Source organism: Haladaptatus sp. CMSO5 (assembly GCF_036689885.1).
GTDB lineage: Archaea > Halobacteriota > Halobacteria > Halobacteriales > Halococcaceae > QDMS2.
This window is the reverse complement of sequence record NZ_JBAHVW010000001.1, coordinates 2,433,978-2,452,889: the sequence shown is the minus strand read 5'-3', so window position 1 is coordinate 2,452,889 and position 18,912 is coordinate 2,433,978. Positions and strand designations below refer to the sequence as shown.

General features: G+C 60.9%; 20 protein-coding genes. 14 read left to right on the top strand and 6 right to left on the bottom strand.

Annotated elements, in window-relative coordinates:
• Window positions 1-18: 18 nt before the first annotated feature.
• Window positions 19-1,683: a bacterio-opsin activator domain-containing protein gene (locus tag V5N12_RS13045; RefSeq protein WP_332899600.1), complete on the bottom strand. Its 1,665-nt coding sequence runs from the start codon at window positions 1,681-1,683 to the stop codon at window positions 19-21.
• Between the two features lie 400 nt (window positions 1,684-2,083).
• Between V5N12_RS13045 and V5N12_RS13040 the strand changes: the two genes are divergently transcribed.
• Window positions 2,084-3,121: a tyrosine--tRNA ligase gene (locus V5N12_RS13040; RefSeq protein ID WP_332899599.1), complete on the top strand. Its 1,038-nt coding sequence runs from the start codon at window positions 2,084-2,086 to the stop codon at window positions 3,119-3,121.
• A 201-nt stretch (window positions 3,122-3,322) separates the two neighbouring features.
• On the top strand, window positions 3,323-3,742 hold the full coding sequence (locus tag V5N12_RS13035) for a DoxX family protein (protein WP_332899598.1): 420 nt from the start codon (window positions 3,323-3,325) through the stop codon (window positions 3,740-3,742).
• Between the two features lie 4 nt (window positions 3,743-3,746).
• Here the strand turns inward: V5N12_RS13035 and V5N12_RS13030 are convergent, their stop codons facing one another.
• On the bottom strand, window positions 3,747-3,992 hold the full coding sequence (locus V5N12_RS13030) for a DUF7511 domain-containing protein (protein ID WP_332899597.1): 246 nt from the start codon (window positions 3,990-3,992) through the stop codon (window positions 3,747-3,749).
• 203 nt (window positions 3,993-4,195) lie between these two features.
• On the opposite strand from V5N12_RS13030, the gene V5N12_RS13025 reads away from it, so the two are divergent.
• Window positions 4,196-4,783: a flavin reductase family protein gene (locus V5N12_RS13025; protein WP_332899596.1), complete on the top strand. Its 588-nt coding sequence runs from the start codon at window positions 4,196-4,198 to the stop codon at window positions 4,781-4,783.
• Here the strand turns inward: V5N12_RS13025 and V5N12_RS13020 are convergent, their stop codons facing one another.
• Together V5N12_RS13020 and V5N12_RS13015 are read right to left on the bottom strand one after the other, a co-directional pair.
• A complete protein-coding gene (locus V5N12_RS13020; RefSeq protein WP_332899595.1) occupies window positions 4,784-5,110 on the bottom strand; it encodes a hypothetical protein in 327 nt (108 codons plus the stop codon).
• 42 nt (window positions 5,111-5,152) lie between these two features.
• On the bottom strand, window positions 5,153-5,548 hold the full coding sequence (locus V5N12_RS13015) for a RidA family protein (RefSeq protein WP_332899594.1): 396 nt from the start codon (window positions 5,546-5,548) through the stop codon (window positions 5,153-5,155).
• A gap of 67 nt (window positions 5,549-5,615) precedes the next feature.
• Here V5N12_RS13015 and V5N12_RS13010 point away from each other — a divergent pair, with 67 nt between their 5' ends.
• The 6 genes from V5N12_RS13010 (at window position 5,616) to V5N12_RS12985 (ending at window position 10,871) form a co-directional block, all read left to right on the top strand.
• A complete protein-coding gene (locus tag V5N12_RS13010; protein ID WP_332899593.1) occupies window positions 5,616-6,524 on the top strand; it encodes an A/G-specific adenine glycosylase in 909 nt (302 codons plus the stop codon).
• Between the two features lie 46 nt (window positions 6,525-6,570).
• Window positions 6,571-7,152, top strand: a complete 582-nt coding sequence (locus V5N12_RS13005) for an NADPH-dependent FMN reductase (RefSeq protein ID WP_332899592.1) — start codon at window positions 6,571-6,573, stop codon at window positions 7,150-7,152.
• A gap of 67 nt (window positions 7,153-7,219) precedes the next feature.
• On the top strand, window positions 7,220-7,804 hold the full coding sequence (locus V5N12_RS13000; RefSeq protein ID WP_332899591.1) for a thymidine kinase: 585 nt from the start codon (window positions 7,220-7,222) through the stop codon (window positions 7,802-7,804).
• A 7-nt stretch (window positions 7,805-7,811) separates the two neighbouring features.
• The gene (locus V5N12_RS12995) at window positions 7,812-8,405 is read left to right on the top strand and encodes a YIP1 family protein (RefSeq protein ID WP_332899590.1); all 594 of its coding nucleotides are present in this window, start codon (window positions 7,812-7,814) and stop codon (window positions 8,403-8,405) included.
• A gap of 24 nt (window positions 8,406-8,429) precedes the next feature.
• Complete coding sequence (locus tag V5N12_RS12990) at window positions 8,430-8,693, top strand: hypothetical protein (RefSeq protein ID WP_332899589.1); 264 nt, start codon at window positions 8,430-8,432, stop codon at window positions 8,691-8,693.
• 57 nt (window positions 8,694-8,750) lie between these two features.
• Window positions 8,751-10,871, top strand: coding sequence for a DHH family phosphoesterase (locus V5N12_RS12985; protein ID WP_332899588.1), 2,121 nt, complete (start codon window positions 8,751-8,753; stop codon window positions 10,869-10,871).
• Between the two features lie 38 nt (window positions 10,872-10,909).
• Here V5N12_RS12985 and V5N12_RS12980 read toward each other — a convergent pair whose 3' ends face one another.
• Window positions 10,910-11,479 carry a GNAT family N-acetyltransferase gene (locus tag V5N12_RS12980; RefSeq protein ID WP_332899587.1) on the bottom strand — a complete coding sequence of 190 codons (570 nt, stop codon included), beginning with the start codon at window positions 11,477-11,479 and terminating at the stop codon, window positions 10,910-10,912.
• Between the two features lie 120 nt (window positions 11,480-11,599).
• Between V5N12_RS12980 and V5N12_RS12975 the strand changes: the two genes are divergently transcribed.
• The 3 genes from V5N12_RS12975 to rqcH all read left to right on the top strand — a co-directional run bounded on the left by V5N12_RS12975 (window position 11,600) and on the right by rqcH (window position 16,469).
• Window positions 11,600-13,258 carry a tRNA uridine(34) 5-carboxymethylaminomethyl modification radical SAM/GNAT enzyme Elp3 gene (locus V5N12_RS12975; protein ID WP_332899586.1) on the top strand — a complete coding sequence of 553 codons (1,659 nt, stop codon included), beginning with the start codon at window positions 11,600-11,602 and terminating at the stop codon, window positions 13,256-13,258.
• A gap of 108 nt (window positions 13,259-13,366) precedes the next feature.
• Entirely contained in the window at window positions 13,367-14,302 is a 936-nt protein-coding gene (locus V5N12_RS12970; RefSeq protein ID WP_332899585.1) for a succinylglutamate desuccinylase/aspartoacylase family protein, read from the top strand.
• A gap of 58 nt (window positions 14,303-14,360) precedes the next feature.
• Window positions 14,361-16,469: a ribosome rescue protein RqcH gene (gene rqcH, locus V5N12_RS12965; protein WP_332899584.1), complete on the top strand. Its 2,109-nt coding sequence runs from the start codon at window positions 14,361-14,363 to the stop codon at window positions 16,467-16,469.
• Here rqcH and V5N12_RS12960 read toward each other — a convergent pair.
• Window positions 16,466-16,858 (bottom strand): DUF4870 domain-containing protein, encoded by a 393-nt coding sequence (locus V5N12_RS12960; RefSeq protein ID WP_332899583.1) that lies wholly within the window; start codon window positions 16,856-16,858, stop codon window positions 16,466-16,468. The genes rqcH and V5N12_RS12960 overlap by 4 nt on opposite strands.
• Window positions 16,859-17,113: 255 nt before the next feature.
• Between V5N12_RS12960 and V5N12_RS12955 the strand changes: the two genes are divergently transcribed.
• Both V5N12_RS12955 and V5N12_RS12950 read left to right on the top strand, forming a co-directional pair.
• Window positions 17,114-17,800, top strand: a complete 687-nt coding sequence (locus V5N12_RS12955) for a DUF4013 domain-containing protein (RefSeq protein ID WP_332899582.1) — start codon at window positions 17,114-17,116, stop codon at window positions 17,798-17,800.
• A gap of 43 nt (window positions 17,801-17,843) precedes the next feature.
• Window positions 17,844-18,911, top strand: coding sequence for an mRNA surveillance protein pelota (locus V5N12_RS12950; RefSeq protein WP_332899581.1), 1,068 nt, complete (start codon window positions 17,844-17,846; stop codon window positions 18,909-18,911).
• Window position 18,912: the final 1 nt, after the last annotated feature.

Below are 18,912 nucleotides of genomic sequence, written 5' to 3'. Positions count from 1 at the left end.
CGGAGACACTCTACATACCTAGAGTTTCCCCTCGAGTGCGAGCGTGACGAGCTTGCGTTCTGCGGCGCGTAGGTGGTACTGTAACGTGGGTGCTGAGATGTTGAGCGTCGCAGCGAGTTCCTCGCCGTTGGTCACACGCGGCCACTCGTAAAAGCCACCTAAGTACGCCGTTTTGAGCGCGGTAAACTGCTTTTCGGTCAGCTCTGCTTCGAGGAGTGCGTAGAACGTGTGGCGCGTCTGGCGCGGCGTGGTGTGGTCGCGGCGCGCCGCAAGTTCGGCGTCGGGGTAGGCACGTTTGATTGCGTCTAATATCTCTCGAACAGACATGTCGGGATGAACGTCAATGAGGATGCGGCTTTGGCCGTGCTGGGTGGTCATCTCCTTTAACACCGCACCGTGTGCGTCGAGAATCTCAAGCAGTGCGGGTTCTGAAAAGCGCATCTCGAACAGGCAGATGTTGTCCGTCGCGGAAATCAGCCCCAGCTCTACGACGGTTTCCATCTCGGCTGCGGTTTCGAGAATGGTGTCCGGTTGAACGCCGACGAACGAGACGAAGGCGAGCGTCTGGCCATCTACCTGCTCTAGGATGCCCTCGACGTTCAGTCGGCAGTTGAGCGTCGCGGAGAGTCGATTACAGAGCAGGCGTTCGTCTGCGGTGTGGACCTCGATTTCGACGCGCTCGTCTGTGAGTTGGCGACCCGACCGAACGGACGACTGGAGGCCGTGACCGATGAGTTGGCCGAGGTTCGAGAACGCTGTGAGTTCGCGGTCTGTCACGGTGTGGGCCGTTGCGACGTGGACGAACAAGACGTGGGTCGTCTGCTCGCCCGTGCCAATGGGAATCGCCACCACCGAGTTGAAGCCGTGTGTGAGGGCGTCTTTTCGCTCCGTGCGCCACTCAGTCGAATCGAGCACGCTTTCGACGGTGGCCTGATTTGTAGCCGTCGCGTTCTCCGCGAGTGTCTCCATCAGATTCGGCGTGCGGTCTGGGCTCGTAAACTGCTCGCCGTAGTCCCTCGCGATGCCTGCGTGTGAAACGACTTCGAGCGGCGGCTCATCGTATCGACACAGCCACGCGAACACGTACGGTTTCGCCGCTTCGAAACTCTCACACACCGCCTCGGTGAGATCGCTGTGCGACGTGGCGGTCACGATTGCTTCGCCAATATCACAGAAGATGGCGTTCAGCGTCGCCGCCCGTTCGAGGTTGCGCGCCTGTTCGTCAACGCGGTGTTCGTGGGCTTGCGCCCGCTCGTCGCTTTTTTGTCGGTCGCGGAACGCGCCGACGGTGTGTGCGAGTACAGTGAGCGCCTCGTTCGTTTCGGCTGGCACGTCTTGGTCGAGGGTTGCAACCGCCACGCCGTGTGTGGAAATGGGGACGGCGACGATGGTCTCAGTCTCTAACGCAGACCGAACCACGTGGCCTTCCATGAACGCCTCCCAGACGATACCGTCGCCGTGTTCGACCGGGGGAATCGTCTCACTGCCGGACCCAGATACGGGGTCTAACACGCCACGCTCCTCGTTGAACTCGTAGACGACGAGTTTCTCACAGCCAGCAAGCCGCTCGCCACCCGCGACGAGTTGGTCATAGAGGGCAGTGGGCGAATCGCTTGCTGTGAGGTGCTGTACCGTCTCCGTGAGGCGGGCAAGCGGTGTTTTATCGGACGTGGGTTCGGTCATATCGTGCGTGATGACAAGGTGGGTGTGTTCGCGGTGTATGTAAGAGAAACGACGCGTTTTTTGCCGTCGTTTCATCGGACGGAAGTTCGTCTCTTTTGTGGGTTCTCGCAGGCGCGGTACCACACGACTGGGTTAGTGTGCAGTCGTAGTCCCCCTCTTCCTTCGACGGCGGTAACGGGTGTGCCTGTTTACGTCCGAAGACAGGAATCGAGGAGTCTGCATTCCTCCGTGCTTCCTCAGGGCCAGATCCGGTGGTTCACAGACGAAGATTCGTCTGCGTTCTGCTTCCTGAAGAGTACTATACGCAAAGGATGTTTCTGAACCTAATAATGTTGCTGTTCCTGAGAGGTGACGTCCCGTGAATCAAACCCTTTAACCACCGCCCACGGCAAACACCCGTATGGACCGAGAGGAGCGCGTACACCTCGTTTCGCGCAATACAGAGGAGGTCGTCACCGAAGATGAGCTGTCGGCAATTTTTGCGGAATCGGAGACGCCCACCGTCTATATCGGCTTGGCTCCGACCGGCGAGATGCACATCGGTCATTTCACGACGATGCGCAAACTCGCTGATTTCCTCAACGCCGGTCTCACCGTGAAAGTGCTCGTCGCAGACCTCCACGCGCACTTAGACGACGAAAAGAGTCCGTTCGACCTCTTAGACGCCCGCACCGACTACTACCAAGAAGCCATCGAGGGCATGATTGACGCCGCCGGTGCAGATGGCTCACAAATCGAGTTCATCCGCGGGCGCGATTTCGAACTGGAACGCGACTACTCACTCGACCTGCTTCGCATGGCCGCAGACACGACCATCAGCCGCGTCCAGCGCGCCGGGAGCGAGGTCGTCCGCCAGAGTGACAATCCGAAACTCGGCGGCCTCATCTACCCGCTGATGCAGACGCTGGACATTCCCGCTCTCGACGCCGACATCGCCTACGGCGGTATCGACCAGCGTGGCATCTACATGCTCAGCCGCGAAATTCTGCCCGAGCACGGCTTCGAGACGCCAATCTGCGTCTTCGCGCCGCTGCTCTCGGGGCTTTCGGGCGGCAAAATGAGCGCGTCTGACGAATCGTCGAAGGTGAACCTCACCGACGCCGAGGACGTTGTCATCGAGAAAATCACCGACGCGTACTGTCCGCAGGGCGAAGTCGAGGAAAACGGCGTGCTCGAATACCTCCGCTTCCTCGTCTTCCCGATTCTCGAAGAGCGCGGCGAGCCGTTCGTCATAGACCGCCCCGAGAAGTACGGCGGCGACATCGTCTACGACGACTACGACGACTTGGAAGCCGACTTCGTCGCAGAAGACCTCCACCCCCTCGACTTAAAGAAGGCAACGGGAGCGTACATCTCCGACATCATCGACCCAATCAGAGAACGCTTCGCCGCACAGCGCGACCTCCTCACAGCGGCGTACCCCGAGAAGTACGACTAACCGCCCGTTTCTTTTCCCCGGTGTGATACCTTGTCAGTGACACCGGTGTAACGTAGTGGCTGTCGAAGTCACCTGGTAACACCTATGTCAGCTAAATTATATATTCGGCAGGCCCGTGACTGGTAACGTGATGCTACTAACTCCCCGTCAGAAATCACGTATCGAACTGCAACCTGCTCACCCGGTGGAGGTGGCTGTCTGATGGTGTTCGAAACGACCGCTGGTGCGATTGCGTTCCTGCTCGCTCGCGTCCTCCTCGGCGGCATGCTCGCCTTTACCGGCCTCAACCACTTCATGCAGACCGACCAGATGAGCGGCTACGCGGAGATGAAAGGCGTCCCAGCGCCGACGTTCTCGGTGGTGGCCTCCGGTGTCATGCTCGTCTTCGGCGGCCTCTCGCTGATTCTCGGCGTGTACCCCGTCGTCGGTGCGGGCGCGCTTGCGGTGTTCCTCGTCGTCGCCACGCCGAAGATGCACGACTTCTGGAACGCGCCCGAAGACCAACAGCAGTCCGAGATGACGGCCTTCCTCAAAAACGTTGGACTGCTCGGCGGCGTCCTCGTCTTGCTCGCCCTCGGCGGTGCCTCGTGGCCCTACGCGCTCGACATCGGCCTGTTCTAACGGGCTAACACATCTCGCTGCGTGGGACGAACGACCCTTCTGCGGCCGAAATCCACGTCGTCGTCTGTGCTCCCTCGTCCACGTAGAGCGGGAAAATCGTACACTCATCGGGTGCGTCGTCGTACCCCTCTACGACGGCGGCGCACTGCGCAATCTGCTCTTCACCCGCTGCAACCGCTGCTTGCTCTCCGGCGCTTCCATTGTCACTGACTGCGTCGTTGTACATTTTGCTCGATTGAAATTCGGTCACAACCTATCCCCCCTCGCCGGGTGCCGACAGTCCCACACGTCGGCGTGTGACTGGGAGATGTTCACAATGGTATAAAATCATGTCTATTTATGTCTGAAGAAAATGGTGCTTCGACGACCACCGACACCACCACGCTCATCTACGAGGAGCCCTGACACGCAACCACCTTCACGACGCGGCCGTACCCACGTCGTTTACTACCCATGGAAATCGACCCGGACACCCTCGACGGAACCCTGTATCGCACGCTCGCCGCTGGCGTCATCCCGCGCCCGATTGCGTGGGTGAGCACCCACAGCGAAGCCGGTGTAGACAATCTCGCACCGTACTCGTTTTTCAACGTCGTGAGCGTCGAACCGCCGACGGTCATGTTCGCGCCCGTAGACCGCGGTGACGACCTCAAAGACACGCCGAAGAACATTCTTGATACCGAAGAATTCGTCGTGAACGTCGTCACCGAGGCGTTCGTCGAACAGATGAACGAGAGTTCGGCCACGCTCCCCCACGGCGAAAGCGAGTTCGACCACGCAGGTCTCGAACGCGCCGACTCGACCAAGGTTGACCCGCCGCGCGTCGCGGGCGTGAAGGTCGCCTACGAGTGTCGCCTCGCTGATTTCGTCGACGTGGGCGCGTCGTCGATGGTGCTCGGTGAGGTCGTGAACGTCCACGTCGCAGACGAGGTGACGACCGGCGGCAAGCTCGACGTAGAGAAACTCGATGCCGTGGGTCGGCTGTCGGGCAACTGGTATGCGAAAACATCAGACCGCTACGCGCTCGAACGGCCGAAGTAATCAGAACTGGTAGCGCCGTTCGTCGTCGCGCTGTGGGTAGTCGTACCCACCGCCGGTCATGTCTTCGTAAGTCATCCCCGAGAGGTACTCGTCGTAGGTCACGTCGTAGCGCCGCCGGAGGTGGAAATCGAGCGTCCCGCGCTCGACAATCGACTGAAACAACAGGTGTACTGCCCGGCGGACGAGTTCGTCCGGGTTGTCGGGTTCGAGCGCGGTCGTGAGCACTGCGAGTTCGTTTTTCGTCTCCCGGTCTAAATTCACGGGCAACGATTCATCGAGCGCCGTATACTGGTGTTCGATATCCTCGGAGAGGTCGTCGAGACTCATAGCCGGTAGGTGGATGGGACGACTGAAACCGGTTTCGCCTGTTCAGTTCGTGGCTTCCACGACGGCTTCGACTTCGATTTCGACCAGCATCGCGGGGTCGATGAGCCGCCGCACCTCGACCATGCTCGTCGCCGGGCGTATCTCAGAGAATACTTCCCCGTGGGCGCGACCAATCGCTTCCCAGGCCTCGATGTCCGTGACGAACATACGGGTGCGAATCACGTCCTCGAATCCAGCTCCCGTCTCATTGAGCGCCATTTCGACGTTTGCGAGTGCTTGCTTCGTCTGGGCGTAGGGGTCGTCTTCGCCGACGACGTTCCCCGCCTCGTCTGTCGCGGTGGTTCCCGACACCGAGACGCGCTTGCCGATTCGAACTGCCCGCGAATACCCAACAATCAGTTCCCACGTCGTCCCGCTCGAAACGTTCTGTCGTGCCATGGCTGACCCCACTCCGTGCGGGGAGAAAACCACTACCCCTAAACGCGCGCTGTGCCTACCTCCGCCAATGACTGAAGCGTGGTCGCTTCCCGCAGACTTAGACGCCGTCCAGCAGGCGCTGGTCGAGTGGTACGAGGCAGACCACCGCGACTTCCCGTGGCGGCAAACCGACGACCCCTACGCCATTCTCGTCTCCGAGGTGATGAGCCAGCAGACCCAACTCGGGCGCGTCGTGGAGGCGTGGGAGGCGTTCCTCGACCGCTGGCCTACTCCTGAAAAACTCGCCGACGCAGACCGCGCCGACGTGGTTGGCTTCTGGAGCGAGATGAGTCTTGGCTACAACAACCGGGCGAAGTACCTCCACGAGGCCGCCCGACAGGTGGTCGAAGAGTTTGACGGCGAGTTCCCAAAAACACCCGAGGGCTTACAGGAACTCATGGGCGTTGGCCCGTACACCGCGAATGCGGTGGCGAGTTTCGCGTTCAACACCGGCGATGCCGTCGTGGACACGAACGTCAAACGCGTCACGTATCGCGCCTTCGACCTGCCGGACGACGACGCGGTGTTCGAGGAGGCCGCAAACCACCTCATGCCCGAAGGCGAATCGCGGGTGTGGAACAACGCCATCATGGAATTAGGTGGGGTGGCCTGCGGGAAGGTTCCCGAGTGCGACGCGGCTGAGTGTCCGTGGCGGACATGGTGTCAGGCCTACGAGACGGGTGATTTCACCGCGCCGGACGTGCCCACCCAACCGAAGTTCGAGGGGAGTCGTCGGCAGTTCCGCGGTCGCGTCGTGAACGTGCTCAAAGAGTACGATTCGCTCACGGTCGACGAACTCGGGCCGCGCATTCGCGTCGATTACACGCCGGAGGGCGAGTATGGTCGCGAGTGGCTTGCTGGCTTGCTCGCAGACTTAGACCGCGACGAACTCGTCGCATTCGACCCGGAGACGAACGAAGCGGCGCTCCGCCGATAGCCCCGAAATCCGTCTGCTTTTCAATACCCGGTCGTGACCAACAGCTATGACTGACGCCCCACACGTCGTTGCCGTCTGTGGTAGCCTCCGTGACGAGAGCTACACGCGAACCGCGCTCAAACACGTCCTTGCTGAAGCCGAACTCGCGGGCGCGACGACGGAACTCGTAGACCCACGAGAGTTTGACATCCCTATTTTCGACGCAGACGAGCGCGAGCCGGGTGACGTGCCTGCCCTGATGCAGACACTGCAGGACGCAGACGCTATCGTCCTCGGGACGCCGATGTACCACGGCTCCTACTCATCGCCGCTCAAGACAATTCTCGACTACGCCGGGTTCGACGAGTTCGACGACAAAACCGTTGGCCTCCTTGCGGTGTCTGGTGGCCGATTCCCGACGACGGCGCTCGAACACCTCCGGAGCGTCGGCCGGTCGCTCGGCGCGTGGGTCTTGCCCCACCAGGCCGCGATTCCGGGCGTCCGCGACCAGTTCTACGACGGCGAGTTCGTCGACGAAGAGATGGAAAAACGCGTTCGCACACTCGGCCGTCGCGTGGTGCAGTTCTGGAACATCGAAGCCGACCCGCGCACCGCAGAGAGCGAGGAGAACGTCGGCGCGGACGATTAAGCAATCCGGAGTGTCGCGCCGCCGCGATTGACAACTATTTTGCTACTCGCTCGTCCGTGTAGAGGATATGCACGCTATCACCAACAGCGGGTGGGTCGAGGTGATTTCCGGCTGTATGTTCTCCGGGAAAACGGAGGAGCTTCTCCGTCGTCTTCGACGCGCCGAAATCGCGGGTCAGGAGGTCGCGGCGTTCAAACCCTCCATCGACGACCGCTACGGCACCGAAACGATTGGCTCCCACGACGGCGCGAAGTGGGAGGCGCTCGTCGTAGACCCTGAGAATCCCGGCCCGGAAATCTTCGAGGCACTCAACGGCGAGCAGGTCGTCGGCATCGACGAGGCAAATTTCTTCTCAGAGAATCTCGTTGCCGTCTGCGAACAGCTCGCAGAAGACGGTCGCCGGGTCATCGCGAGCGGCCTCGACATGACGTTTCGCGGCGAGCCGTTCGAGCCGGTTCCGAACCTGATTGCGGTCGCAGAGTACGTCGATAAGGTACAAGCCATCTGCATCAAATGTGGCGAACCCGCGACCCGCACCCAGCGACTCATCGACGGCGTGCCCGCGCACGTAGACGACCCGACGATTCTCGTCGGCGCAGAGGAGAGCTACGAAGCGCGCTGTCGCAACTGTCATACCCTTCGCACCGACTAGGACACCTGTGACGCAGTGGGTTGAAAATCCGACCGGTGGCCGCGACCGCGGGCCGGTCGCACTCGCGCAGGCATGGGTCGAAGTCTTGGTTCGCCCTCGGCGCTTCTTTCGCGCAGCCGTCGCGCCGGGCGACCAAGCGCCGGGCCTCGTGTTCGCGGGTCTCGTCGTGACCATCGAAGAGGCGACGCGCTTTCTGCTCGTCGAGAACGCCTATCCCATCTTCGGCGGACAGGAATCACTCTCATTCATCTTCGCGCTCGCGCTCGCGGCGCTGTTCGTCGCGCCCGCCGCACTCCACCTGACCGCCGCCATCCAGACGCTCCTGTTGATTCCGTTCGCCCCCGAGCGCGGCGGCGTGAGCGAGACGGTGCAACTGCTCGCCTACGCCGCGGCCCCGTGTGTGTTTGCGGGGATTCCGATACCCGCGGTGCGGGCGGCATGTGCGCTGTACGGCGCGGTGCTCCTCGTCGTTGGCGTCCATAAAATCCATCAAGTCTCGATTCCGCGCGCGCTGGTGCTCGGGGCGATACCCGCGGCCATCATCTTCGGCTTCGGCTTCCGTGGGTTCCCCGCGTTTGCGACGCTTCTCGGTATCGTTTAACCCCTCCGCTGTGAATCGGGAGGCATGCTGACACTCCAACTCGCTGAGTTCATGGTGGAACTGAAAGACGGTGCGATAAAAAACGTCGGCCCGGCCAACAAATCCGCGACGGCGAAGCTGTTCGACGTGGCTGAGGCGGAGGCGAGAGCCTTCGGGGATAAGCGCGTCAAACTCGTGTTTCACGACGATGAGGGCAACGAAGTGCAGGTCGCGCTGTTCCCGGATGACGCCAAAAAAGTGCGAGACGAGATAGACTCACTCGAAGCAGAAACTGCGATATTCGAGTAGGTCGCTGACAGCAGGAATCCGATAACCGTTTTAGTCCAGGGCCGTTTTTACCGGCTAATGGATAAGTGTATCATCTGCGGGGCTGAGGCAAACGGCCCCATCTGCGACGTCCATCAAGAGGACGTCGTGTTCGAGTTCACTGGTAATCGACCCGGTCAACTGACCCCCGGCCGCTTTTACAAAGGCACCGTAGACGGCTTCGCTGAGTTCGGTGTGTTCATCGACATCGGCGAGCGCGTCACCGGCCTCCTCCACAAAAGCGAGCTAGACCGCCGTCTCGACTCCCTCAACTGGGAAGAAGGCGACCCGGTCTACGTCCAAGTCACGAAAGTGCACAACAACGGCAACATCGACCTTGCATGGTCGATTCGCCAAGCCGACAGCGAGTTCCGCGGCAAGCTCATCCAGACGCCACAGGGCGACGAGCTGCCGGCGGAGAAGCCAAAGAAAGAAAAGCGCGCCGTCGTCCGCCAGACGCTTTCTGACAAGCAGAAAGCCAAACAGCAGAAAGACGACGAGCGTCGCACGCAAAAGCAGAAAGAAGAAGAGGAAGAGTCAGCACAGCAAGCAGAAGAACAGCAAGCAGACGAACAGCAAGCAGAAGAAACCGAGCGCGAAACGCCTGACAAAACCCCGGCGACGCCAGCAGACGCCGACGATGCGGGCGTCACCTACGAGCGCGTCGAAATCGGCACGCTCGCAGACCACGTAGGCGAGAACGCCCGCCTCGAAGGGACGGTCACCGGTGTCCGCCAGACGAGCGGCCCCACCGTGTTCACCATCCGCGACGAAACCGGCACCGTAGACGCCGCCGCATTCGTCGAAGCAGGCGTCCGCGCCTACCCCGAAGTCGAAGTTGGCGACATCATCGGCCTCAACGGCGAAGTCGAAATGCGCCGCGACGAACTCCAGGTCGAGACCGAAGACCTCGATATCTTAGAAGGCGGCGAACGCGACGCCGTCGAAGGCCGTCTCAAGAACGCCTTAGACGCCCGCGCCCGCCCCGAAGCGACCGAGCCACTCGCAGAGGACGCCGTCGTTTCCGCGCTCTCTGCGGAAATTCGTGACGTCGCAACCGCCATCCGCCGCGCCGTCATCGAGGGCCGCCCGGTCATCGTCCGCCATAGCGCAACGGCAGACGGCTACCTCACCGGTGCCGCAATCGAGCGCGCCACCCTGCCCCTCATCCGCGAGGAGCACTCCCGCGAAGACGCCATCTACCACTACTTCGACCGTCGTCCGCTGCAGGACGGCGTCTACGGCATGGACGACGCCACTGGCGACGTCACCAACATGCTCTCGAACCGCGACCGCCACGACGAGCAGTTCCCGTTGTTCGTCCTCGCCGCCGCAGGCTCCACGAAGGAATCGCTCGACGGCCTCGAACTCCTCGACATCTACGGAGCGCCGAAGGTCGTCGTTGACGCCGCCGTCGCAGACGAGGAAGTCGCTGAAGTCGTCGATACGATGCTCAACCCGAACCTCAAAGACGAGGCGTTCGAGGCGAACCTCACGAGCACCGTCCTCGGCGCGAACGTCGCCGCGAGCGTCAACTCCGGTGTGCGCGACGATCTCGCCCACCTCCCCGCAGTCAGCTTCTGGGAGGACGCTCCAGAACAGTACGTCGAACTCGCCGCAAACGCTGGCTACGACGAGCAGGCGACCCGCGAACTCCGCGAAGCCATCGCACTCGAAGCCTACTACCAGTCCTACGAGGACAAACGCGAGGTCATCACCGACCTCCTGTTCGGCGAAGTCGGCGGCCTTGCAAGCCACATCGCCCAGCAGTTCCGCACCAAGCTCGACGACGAACTCGAAACGGCGGAAGCCAACTTAGACTACGTGGACGAAGGCGGCGTCAACTTCGCCGTCCTCGACACCGACGCCTACACGAACCGCTTCGACTTCCCGCCAACGGAACTCCTCCTTGACGAGGTCCACCGCCGCAACCGCGAGGGCGAACCGTTCGTGACCATCGGCCTCGCAGACGACGAAATCCACATCCGCGCGACGACCAACGTGGACGTACGCGAAGTCGCAGAAGCCGCACGCCTCCGCGTGCCAAACGCGGGCGTCACTCCGCGCAGCGCCCACGACGGGAAACTCGAATTCCTCGTCGGCGAGCGCGACGCCGTTCTCGAAGCCGTCATCGCAACGGTCGCAGAACAGCTCGCGTAACTCGGCATTCTCTCCCCGTTCTCACCAGCCCTGAGTGACTACGTTTCCAATTCAAATCGCATGACTGGCCGCGTCTCTTTGCGGCGAGCCACTTCCACGAACCCTGCTTCCTCGAACGCGCTCGCGAGGCCGTACCATGCAGACGTAGGCGAGACGCGCTCACCCTGTGGGTCTACTGGATAGCCTTCAAGCACCGTCCCACCCTCCGCACGGACGTACTCCTTTGCGGCGTCCAGCAGGGCGACGGTGAGGCCCTGTCCGCGTGCAGTTCTGTCCACGTAGAAGCAGACGACCGACCAGACCGGCGTATCATCGACGGGTTTCATGACAGGAGAGCGCGCGAGGCGGCCGAACTCCTCGCGGGGCGCGACCGAACACCAGCCAACCGGCTCGCCGTCGGCGTAGGCGAGGATGCCGGGTTTCCCGTCAGCGTGGATGATGTCGTGCATCTGCCGGCGATTTGAATCGCCTCGATTGGCGTTGTACTCGGCCTGCGTCTGTCGGTTCCACATGCACCAACAGCCGTCGCACGCGCCGTTGTCGCCGAACAGGGTTTCGAAGTCGTCCCAGCGGTCGGCGGTGACGACGTGAAACTCGAACGAGTGCATGCGAGTTTCTACGCGAGTGACGGAGAAATAGGTGTGCGAACTGTCTACACGGGGCGTGCGCCGGTTTCCGAGCGACAATCTTATTCGCCAGACGCCATGACCTACCCATAGCAACTGCTGATGCGAACTGACACCGAACCCACGGAAACCGATGCGTTTGAACAGGCCTGTGCAGAGCTTGTCGAACGGATTCTCGCGGGCGACATCGACAGCGACAATCTGGAGAAGGAGAAGCTGAACGTCTGTTCTGAATTCTCCTCGCCAAAAGTGCCGAAGAACACAGAACTGCTCGATTACGGCCCGTTCGAGCGCCGCGAAGAACTCATCGAGGTGCTCCAACGCAAACCCGTACGGACGGCTTCCGGCGTCTCCCCCGTCGCCATCATGACCAGCCCGCACATGTGCCCCCACGGGAAGTGTCTCTACTGTCCCGGCGGCCCGGCCTCTGAGTTCTCCAGTTCGCAGAGCTACACCGGCCACGAACCCGCTGCGGCCCGCGGCGTGCAAAACGACTACGACCCCTACGGACAGGTCACGCTGCGGCTCGAACAGCTTCGAGAGATTGGCCATCCTGTGGACAAAGTCGAACTCATCTTGATGGGTGGGACGATGACCGCGCGGAGCCACGACTATCAGGAGTGGTTCGTCAAGCGCGCGCTCGAAGCCCTGAACGACTACAACCTGGACAAGCGACCGGAACCCGCAGAGGGCGTCAGCTTCGCACAGGACTTCGACGACTACGAGTTCAAATATTTAGAGGACGTTATCGCGGAAAACGAGACGGGGGCCATTCGCAACATCGGCACCACCTTCGAGACGAAACCGGATTGGTGTGACCCCGAACAAATCGACCGCATGCTCGACCTTGGCGGGACGAAAGTCGAGGTAGGCGTCCAGACGACCTACGAACGGATCAACCGCGACATGCATCGTGGCCACGGGATTCAGGCCTCGCTCGACGCGAATCGCCGGCTGCGCGATGCGGCGTTCAAAGTTGGCTTCCACATGATGCCCGGCCAGCCGGGTATGTCCCACGAGATGTGTATCGAAGATTTCCGCCAACTGTTCGAGAGCCCCGACTGGCGGCCAGACTTCCTCAAAATCTACCCGACGCTCGTCGTCCGCGATACGATTACGTACGACATGTGGCGACGCGACGAGTACGAGCCACTCGACAATGAGGAAGCCGCGGACATCGTCGCAGAGGCAATGGACATGATTCCGCCGTACACCCGCCTCCAGCGCGTCCAACGCGACATCCCCGCAGACTTCATCGACGCGGGTGTCTGGAAGTCGAACCTCCGGCAACTCGCAGAGAAACGCCTAGAAGAGAAGGGCGGCAAATGCCGCGACATCCGCGCCCGCGAGGTCGGGATGAACGACGCAGACCCCGACCCGGAGAACATCGAGTTGCAGGTGTTAGAGTACGAGGCGGCTGGCGGCACAGAACACTTCATCAGCTTCGAAGATCCCGTCAAAGACCTGTTGATTGGCTTCTGCCGCCTGCGCTTCCCCGGCAACCCCGTGCGCCGCGAACTCGACAACGCCGCGCTCATCCGCGAACTCCACGTCTACGGCAACGAAATCGGCGTCGGAAAGGGCGAAGGCGACTGGCAACACCGGGGCTACGGGAAGAAACTGCTCGCCCACGCAGAGGAACTCGCCCGTGAGGCCGGTTTCGACAAGATGAGCGTCATCTCCGGTATCGGCGTGCGCGAGTACTACCGCAAGAAGTTGGGCTACCACCAAGACGGCCCGTACGTGAGCAAGCGTCTGTAGACCGCCGATTGCCGCTTTTGCAGACAATTTCAGGCGTTATGCGTCGAATAAGCAAACTGCTACGCGGCGTTTAATTATCACCTCGTAGCGCGTCATTTTTACTACGAGATGGGAACGAGTCAGGCCGCACGGCTGGCCGGTATCGTCGCTGTCGCAATCGTGGTGCTCGCCGGGGTGGGGGTTGCGCTCTTTGGCGGAAGCCCACCGGTAGCGCCCGGTATAAATGCGTCAGTGCCCGGCGCACCCGACGAGCCCGGAAATGAGGCAGAGACGGCGACACCACGAACGCCGTGGCCCACCCCGGAGCCGTTTCCGAACCCTGACCAAGAGATTGTCCGGCAATCGGAGACCCAAACCGTGTCGCGCTATTCGCTGTTGCCGGGCACGGCAAACGAGACGGACGTGTACGTTATCGAATCCAATCAGCCCGGCCCGACCGCGGTGGTCGTCGGCGGCATGCACGGCAACGAGGTGGCAGGGTTCACGGCGGCACACAACATGACCAACTGGACGGTCACGAGCGGGACGCTCGTCATCATCCCCGAGGCGAACAAGCGCGCGGTGATGAACCGGACGCGAAAGGCGTTCGGCACTGACTTGAACAACCAGTTCCCCGTCGGCAAGCCGAGCAACTCGTCGCTCGCAAACGCCATCTGGACGGCCATCGAATACCACGACCCCGACATCGTCATCGACCTCCATAGCTCAAAGGGGATTTTCAAGGTTGACGAGGGCAGCGTCGGACAGGCCATCTTCCCCGGCGTCGAAGGCTCCGCGCGAGACGATACGAACGCGGCCATCGCGTATCTGAACGAACACGAGGTACCGGATTCGATGGCCGACCACAAGTTCAAACGCGGGAACATTCTGATGGGAACGGGCCACTCGCTCACCCGCCGCGCCGTTGGCGAACTCGGCGCGTCTGCCATCCTCATCGAGACGGCGAAACGCGACACCACGCTCGACATGCGCATACGGTGGACGGAGGTGGCGGTTCGCGTGATTCTCGCGCGCCATGGGATGGTCGCGCCGCCGTCTGCGTAGGCCTTTTTTGGACTTCTCATAGCGACATACCTTTCCCAACTCACCCGCTTTGTCGGATATGGACCAGAAACGTGAGTTGACGAGCGTTGACCTCGCCGCGCTCGTCACGGAGTTCGGGTCGTACGAGGGGGCCAAAGTCGACAAGGCCTACCTCTACGACGACGACCTGCTCCGGCTGAAGATGCGTGATTTCGAGCGGGGGCGCATCGAGTTGATGATCGAAGTCGGGGAGCAAAAACGCGCCCACCTCCTCGCGCCTGAACACGTCCCGGACGCACCAGGTCGTCCGCCGAATTTCGCTATGATGCTCAGAAACCGGTTGTCGGGTGCGGATTTCGCCGGCGTCGAACAGTTCGAGTTCGACCGGATTCTCTCCTTTCACTTCACCCGTGAAGACCAAGACACGATCATCGTCGCAGAACTGTTCGGGCAGGGGAACATCGCCGTCCTCAACGAAGACCGAGAGGTTATCAGCAGCCTCGAAACCGTCCGCCTCAAATCGCGGACGGTCGCACCCGGTTCGATTTACGAGTTCCCCTCCTCGCGCTTCCACCCGTTCAAGGCAAGCTACGAGCAGTTCGTGGCGAAGATGGAGCAATCCGACACCGACCTCGTGCGGACGCTTGCGACGCAACTGAATTTCGGCGGGCTGTACGCAGAAGAACTCTGTACTCGCGCCGGCGTCGAGAAGGCAAAAGACATCGACAGCGCGACTGATGAAGACTTCGAGGCACTGTACGACGCACTCGGCCGCCTCAAAGAGTCGTTGAATCCGGGCAACATCGACCCACGGCTCTACACTGAAGACGACCGTCCCGTCGACGTGACGCCGATTCCACTCGAAGAACACGCTGAGTTCGACACAGAGGCGTTCTCGACGTTCAACGACGCGCTTGATGAGTACTTCATGCGGCTCGAAGCCGACGACGCGAAACAGAGCGGCAAACCCAAAAAGAGCGCCGGGAGCAATCGTCCCGACTTCGAAGAGCGCATCGAGCGCCAACAGCGCATCATCGAGCAACAAGAACAGGCCATCTCCGGGTTCGACGAGCGAGCGGACGCAGAGCGCGAGCGCGCAGAACTGCTCTACCGCGAGTACGACCTCGTAAACGACATCCTCTCGACCGTGCGCGGCGCACGCGACGAGGGCGTCCCGTGGCGTGAAATCGAAGCGAAGTTCGAGGAGGGAAAGGAACGGGAAATTCCCGCCGCAGAGGCCGTGGTGAGCGTCGATGGTTCGACGGCAACGGTGACGATTCAGATTGACGATTACACAATCGACCTCGACACCACCCAAGGCGTCGAACACAACGCAGACCGCCTCTACACCGAGGCAAAGCGAATCGCAGAGAAGAAAGAGGGCGCGCTCGCCGCCATCGAAGATACCCGCGAAGAGTTGGCGTCGGTCAAACGCCAGCGCGACGAGTGGGAAGCTGGTGACGCAGAGCCAGACGAACCTACGGACGACGAAGAAGACATCGACTGGCTCAACCGACAGTCGATTCCCGTCCGGAAAAACGAGCAGTGGTACGAGCGATTCCGTTGGTTCCACACGAGCGACGGCTTCCTCGTCATCGGCGGGCGAAACGCCGACGACAACGAGGAACTCGTAAAAAAGTACCTCGACAAGAGCGACCTGTTCTTCCACACGCAAGCCCACGGTGGCCCCATCACGATTCTCAAGGCAACCGGTCCGAGCGAACCCGCCCGCGACGTGGACATCCCCGAGCAGAGCAAAAAGGAGGCTGCTCAGTTCGCCGTCTCCTACTCGTCGGTCTGGAAAGACGGGCGGTTCGCCGACGAGGCGTACATGGTGAGCAAAGACCAGGTGTCGAAAACGCCAGAGAGCGGCGAGTACTTAGAGAAAGGCGCGTTCACCATCCGCGGCGATCGAACCTATTTCAAGAACACCGAGGTTGGCGTTGCTGTCGGGATTCGCTGTGAGCCGCGCACGGAGGTCATCGGCGGCCCACCGTCTGCAATCAAGGGGCAAGCCGAGACGTACATCGAACTCGAACCGGGGCAGTACGCCCAAAACGACATGGCGAAGATGTGCTATCGGGAGTTCCGCGAGCGATTTGCGGACACGTCGTTCGTCAGGAAGGTGGCATCACCGGATAAAATTCAGGAGTTCCTCCCGCCGGGCGGGAGTCGGATGCGCGATTAAACCATCCGGTCTGCGATGCCCGCGGCGATGGGGATGCGCGGGGTCTTCCCTTGGTAGGCCCGAACCATCATGTAAATCCAGAGGGCAAACGACCCAACGGCGAACACGAGGTAGATGAGCCCGATGATGAGCGAGAGGATGCTTGCGAGCGCGAACGTCCCGGCGCTATTCACGAAGAACAGCGTGGTGACGAGCGTCGAGATGATGCTCAACACGATGCTGACGACGATGAGGACGGCTGAGAGCGCGATACTCTGTGCGGCGTGAAAGCGCACGAACTCGTTTTCGGGTTCCACGAAGTACATGATGATACCCGTGATGAATCCGAGTAAGTAGGAAAGCGCACCGCCGACGTTTTCGTCGAGCCCGGTTCCCGACCGCTGGGACATTTGTGGTTCGTCAACTGGTTGTGAAGTTTCAGTGGCCATAGACCCTAGAAGGAGGGGGTGGTGTGACTATTGGTATGAACTACTTACATTTCAATAAAATGGTTGTTTTGGCTCCGGGTATCGGTTCATTGTCCGTTAATCCTGACTCTCTTGTTGCGATATAGCTGGAAGAATGAACAACGAGCAGCCCTGATAATTTTTCATGTGATATTTTCGATAATATATAAGACAGCCGCTACCCAATGAGTAGCTGTAATGCTTAGTGAAGCACTGTCATTTCCGCGAAACGATGACGACTGGGTGAAAACCATCGCAATCGGCGGTGTGTTGAGTATCTTGAGCGTGTTCATCCTCCCTGTCTTCTTGGTACAGGGATACTTCGTTCGCGTCCTCCGTGCGGGCGTCAGCGGTGAACAGACGCCGCCGAAGTTCGATGAGTGGGCAGACTTGTTCACCGACGGGCTGATGGTGTTCGTCATCAGCATCGCGTACGTCGCCATCCCCTCGATTCTCGCGCTGATTGGCTTCGCGATTCTTGGCGTTGGGTTCGCCGCTGGCGCCCAGGCAGACAGTGGCGGTATCATGGCCAGCGTTGGGGTGCTTGGTCTCATTTTCGGGCTCCTCGTGACCGTCCTATTCTTGCTCGTGGCGTACACCATTCCTGCCGCAATGGCGAACTTCGCCGCGAAAGACTCACTCGGTGCTGGGTTCGAGTTCGGTACCATTCTGAGCATCGCGCTTACCGGCGACTACCTCGTCGCGTGGTTGTTGGCGGTCGGCGTCTCCATCGTCCTCGGAGCAGTCGCGGGCGCACTCATGTTCGTCCTTGTGGGCATCTTCGTCGCCTTCTACGTCCAGATGGTGGTGTACTACATCTACGGACGCGGCTACGCGAACGCACAGGCGGGGACGGAGCCACAGACGACGGCACACACGGCCTGAGCAATCAGCAGGCACTTAGGGACTGAGAAACGACCAACAGACAATGCGAATCGCCAGTCGGACACGGACAGAGGGCGGCCGCGAGCGCATCGTGCTCGTGCCGGAAAGCCTCGATGACCTCTGGCATCTCACCTATATTTTAGAGCCGGGAGACCACGTTTCAGGGGACACGACCCGCCGCATCCAGCGCGACGACGACATGATGCGCGACACGGGCGGCGAGCGCGAACCGATGAACGTCACCCTCGACGTAGACGAGACGGAGTTCCACAAGTTCGCAAACCGCCTGCGGGTGAGCGGGACGATTGTGGGCTGTTCGAGAGAAGACCAACTCGGCTTCCATCACACGCTGAACGTCGAAGAGCGCGAGGAACTCACCGTCGAGAAGGTGTGGAAAGCAGACCAACTCGACCGCCTCGAAGACGCCGTCGAAGCCACCGAAAACCCCGACGTGGCCATCGTCACCGTCGAAGAAGCCCAAGCCTACGTCCACACGGTCGCCCAGTACGGCACCGAAGAGTACGCCTCTATCTCCGGGCCGACCGGAAAGGGCGAGTTCGCTCGCGCCCGCAGCGAACTGTTCGAGGAAATCGCAAGCGTCCTCTCGCACTTAGAGGTGGACGCCATCATCCTCGCGGGGCCGGGATTCACCAAACAGGACGCGCTCAAATTCCTCCAAGAGAACGCGAAGGACATCGCCGAGAAAATCACGATGGTCGATACGAGTTCCGTCGGCGACCGCGGCGTCCACGAAGTGCTCAAACGCGGCGCGGTGGACGAGGTGCAAGCAGAGACGCGCATCGCAGAAGAGGCAGCACTCATCGACACGTTGATGGAGAACATCGCACAGGACGCGAAAGCTGCCTACGGCGTCGAAGAAGTGCAGAAAGCCTCGGATTACGGCGCAGTCGAAAATTTACTCATCCTCGACGAACGCCTCCGCATGGAGCGCGGCGGACAGGGCGAGTGGGATTTCGACGTGAACGACCTGATTCAGGCGGTCGAACAGAAAGGCGGCGAAGTCACCGTCTTTTCGAGTTCGTTCCCACCGGGTGAACAACTCTCGAACCTTGGGGGGATTGCGGCGATTCTCCGGTATCGGTTGCAGTAAT

What these genes read in the sequence shown, in the direction of transcription:
- V5N12_RS13045 (WP_332899600.1), bottom strand. Translation starts at nt 1,683, where the DNA reads ATGACCGAACCCACGTCCGATAAAACACCGCTTGCCCGCCTCACGGAG.
- V5N12_RS13040 (WP_332899599.1), top strand. Translation starts at nt 2,084, where the DNA reads ATGGACCGAGAGGAGCGCGTACACCTCGTTTCGCGCAATACAGAGGAG.
- V5N12_RS13035 (WP_332899598.1), top strand. Translation starts at nt 3,323, where the DNA reads ATGGTGTTCGAAACGACCGCTGGTGCGATTGCGTTCCTGCTCGCTCGC.
- V5N12_RS13025 (WP_332899596.1), top strand. Translation starts at nt 4,196, where the DNA reads ATGGAAATCGACCCGGACACCCTCGACGGAACCCTGTATCGCACGCTC.
- V5N12_RS13020 (WP_332899595.1), bottom strand. Translation starts at nt 5,110, where the DNA reads ATGAGTCTCGACGACCTCTCCGAGGATATCGAACACCAGTATACGGCG.
- V5N12_RS13015 (WP_332899594.1), bottom strand. Translation starts at nt 5,548, where the DNA reads ATGGCACGACAGAACGTTTCGAGCGGGACGACGTGGGAACTGATTGTT.
- V5N12_RS13010 (WP_332899593.1), top strand. Translation starts at nt 5,616, where the DNA reads ATGACTGAAGCGTGGTCGCTTCCCGCAGACTTAGACGCCGTCCAGCAG.
- V5N12_RS13005 (WP_332899592.1), top strand. Translation starts at nt 6,571, where the DNA reads ATGACTGACGCCCCACACGTCGTTGCCGTCTGTGGTAGCCTCCGTGAC.
- V5N12_RS13000 (WP_332899591.1), top strand. Translation starts at nt 7,220, where the DNA reads ATGCACGCTATCACCAACAGCGGGTGGGTCGAGGTGATTTCCGGCTGT.
- V5N12_RS12990 (WP_332899589.1), top strand. Translation starts at nt 8,430, where the DNA reads ATGCTGACACTCCAACTCGCTGAGTTCATGGTGGAACTGAAAGACGGT.
- V5N12_RS12985 (WP_332899588.1), top strand. Translation starts at nt 8,751, where the DNA reads ATGGATAAGTGTATCATCTGCGGGGCTGAGGCAAACGGCCCCATCTGC.
- V5N12_RS12980 (WP_332899587.1), bottom strand. Translation starts at nt 11,479, where the DNA reads ATGCACTCGTTCGAGTTTCACGTCGTCACCGCCGACCGCTGGGACGAC.
- V5N12_RS12975 (WP_332899586.1), top strand. Translation starts at nt 11,600, where the DNA reads ATGCGAACTGACACCGAACCCACGGAAACCGATGCGTTTGAACAGGCC.
- V5N12_RS12970 (WP_332899585.1), top strand. Translation starts at nt 13,367, where the DNA reads ATGGGAACGAGTCAGGCCGCACGGCTGGCCGGTATCGTCGCTGTCGCA.
- rqcH (WP_332899584.1), top strand. Translation starts at nt 14,361, where the DNA reads ATGGACCAGAAACGTGAGTTGACGAGCGTTGACCTCGCCGCGCTCGTC.
- V5N12_RS12960 (WP_332899583.1), bottom strand. Translation starts at nt 16,858, where the DNA reads ATGTCCCAGCGGTCGGGAACCGGGCTCGACGAAAACGTCGGCGGTGCG.
- V5N12_RS12955 (WP_332899582.1), top strand. Translation starts at nt 17,114, where the DNA reads ATGCTTAGTGAAGCACTGTCATTTCCGCGAAACGATGACGACTGGGTG.
- V5N12_RS12950 (WP_332899581.1), top strand. Translation starts at nt 17,844, where the DNA reads ATGCGAATCGCCAGTCGGACACGGACAGAGGGCGGCCGCGAGCGCATC.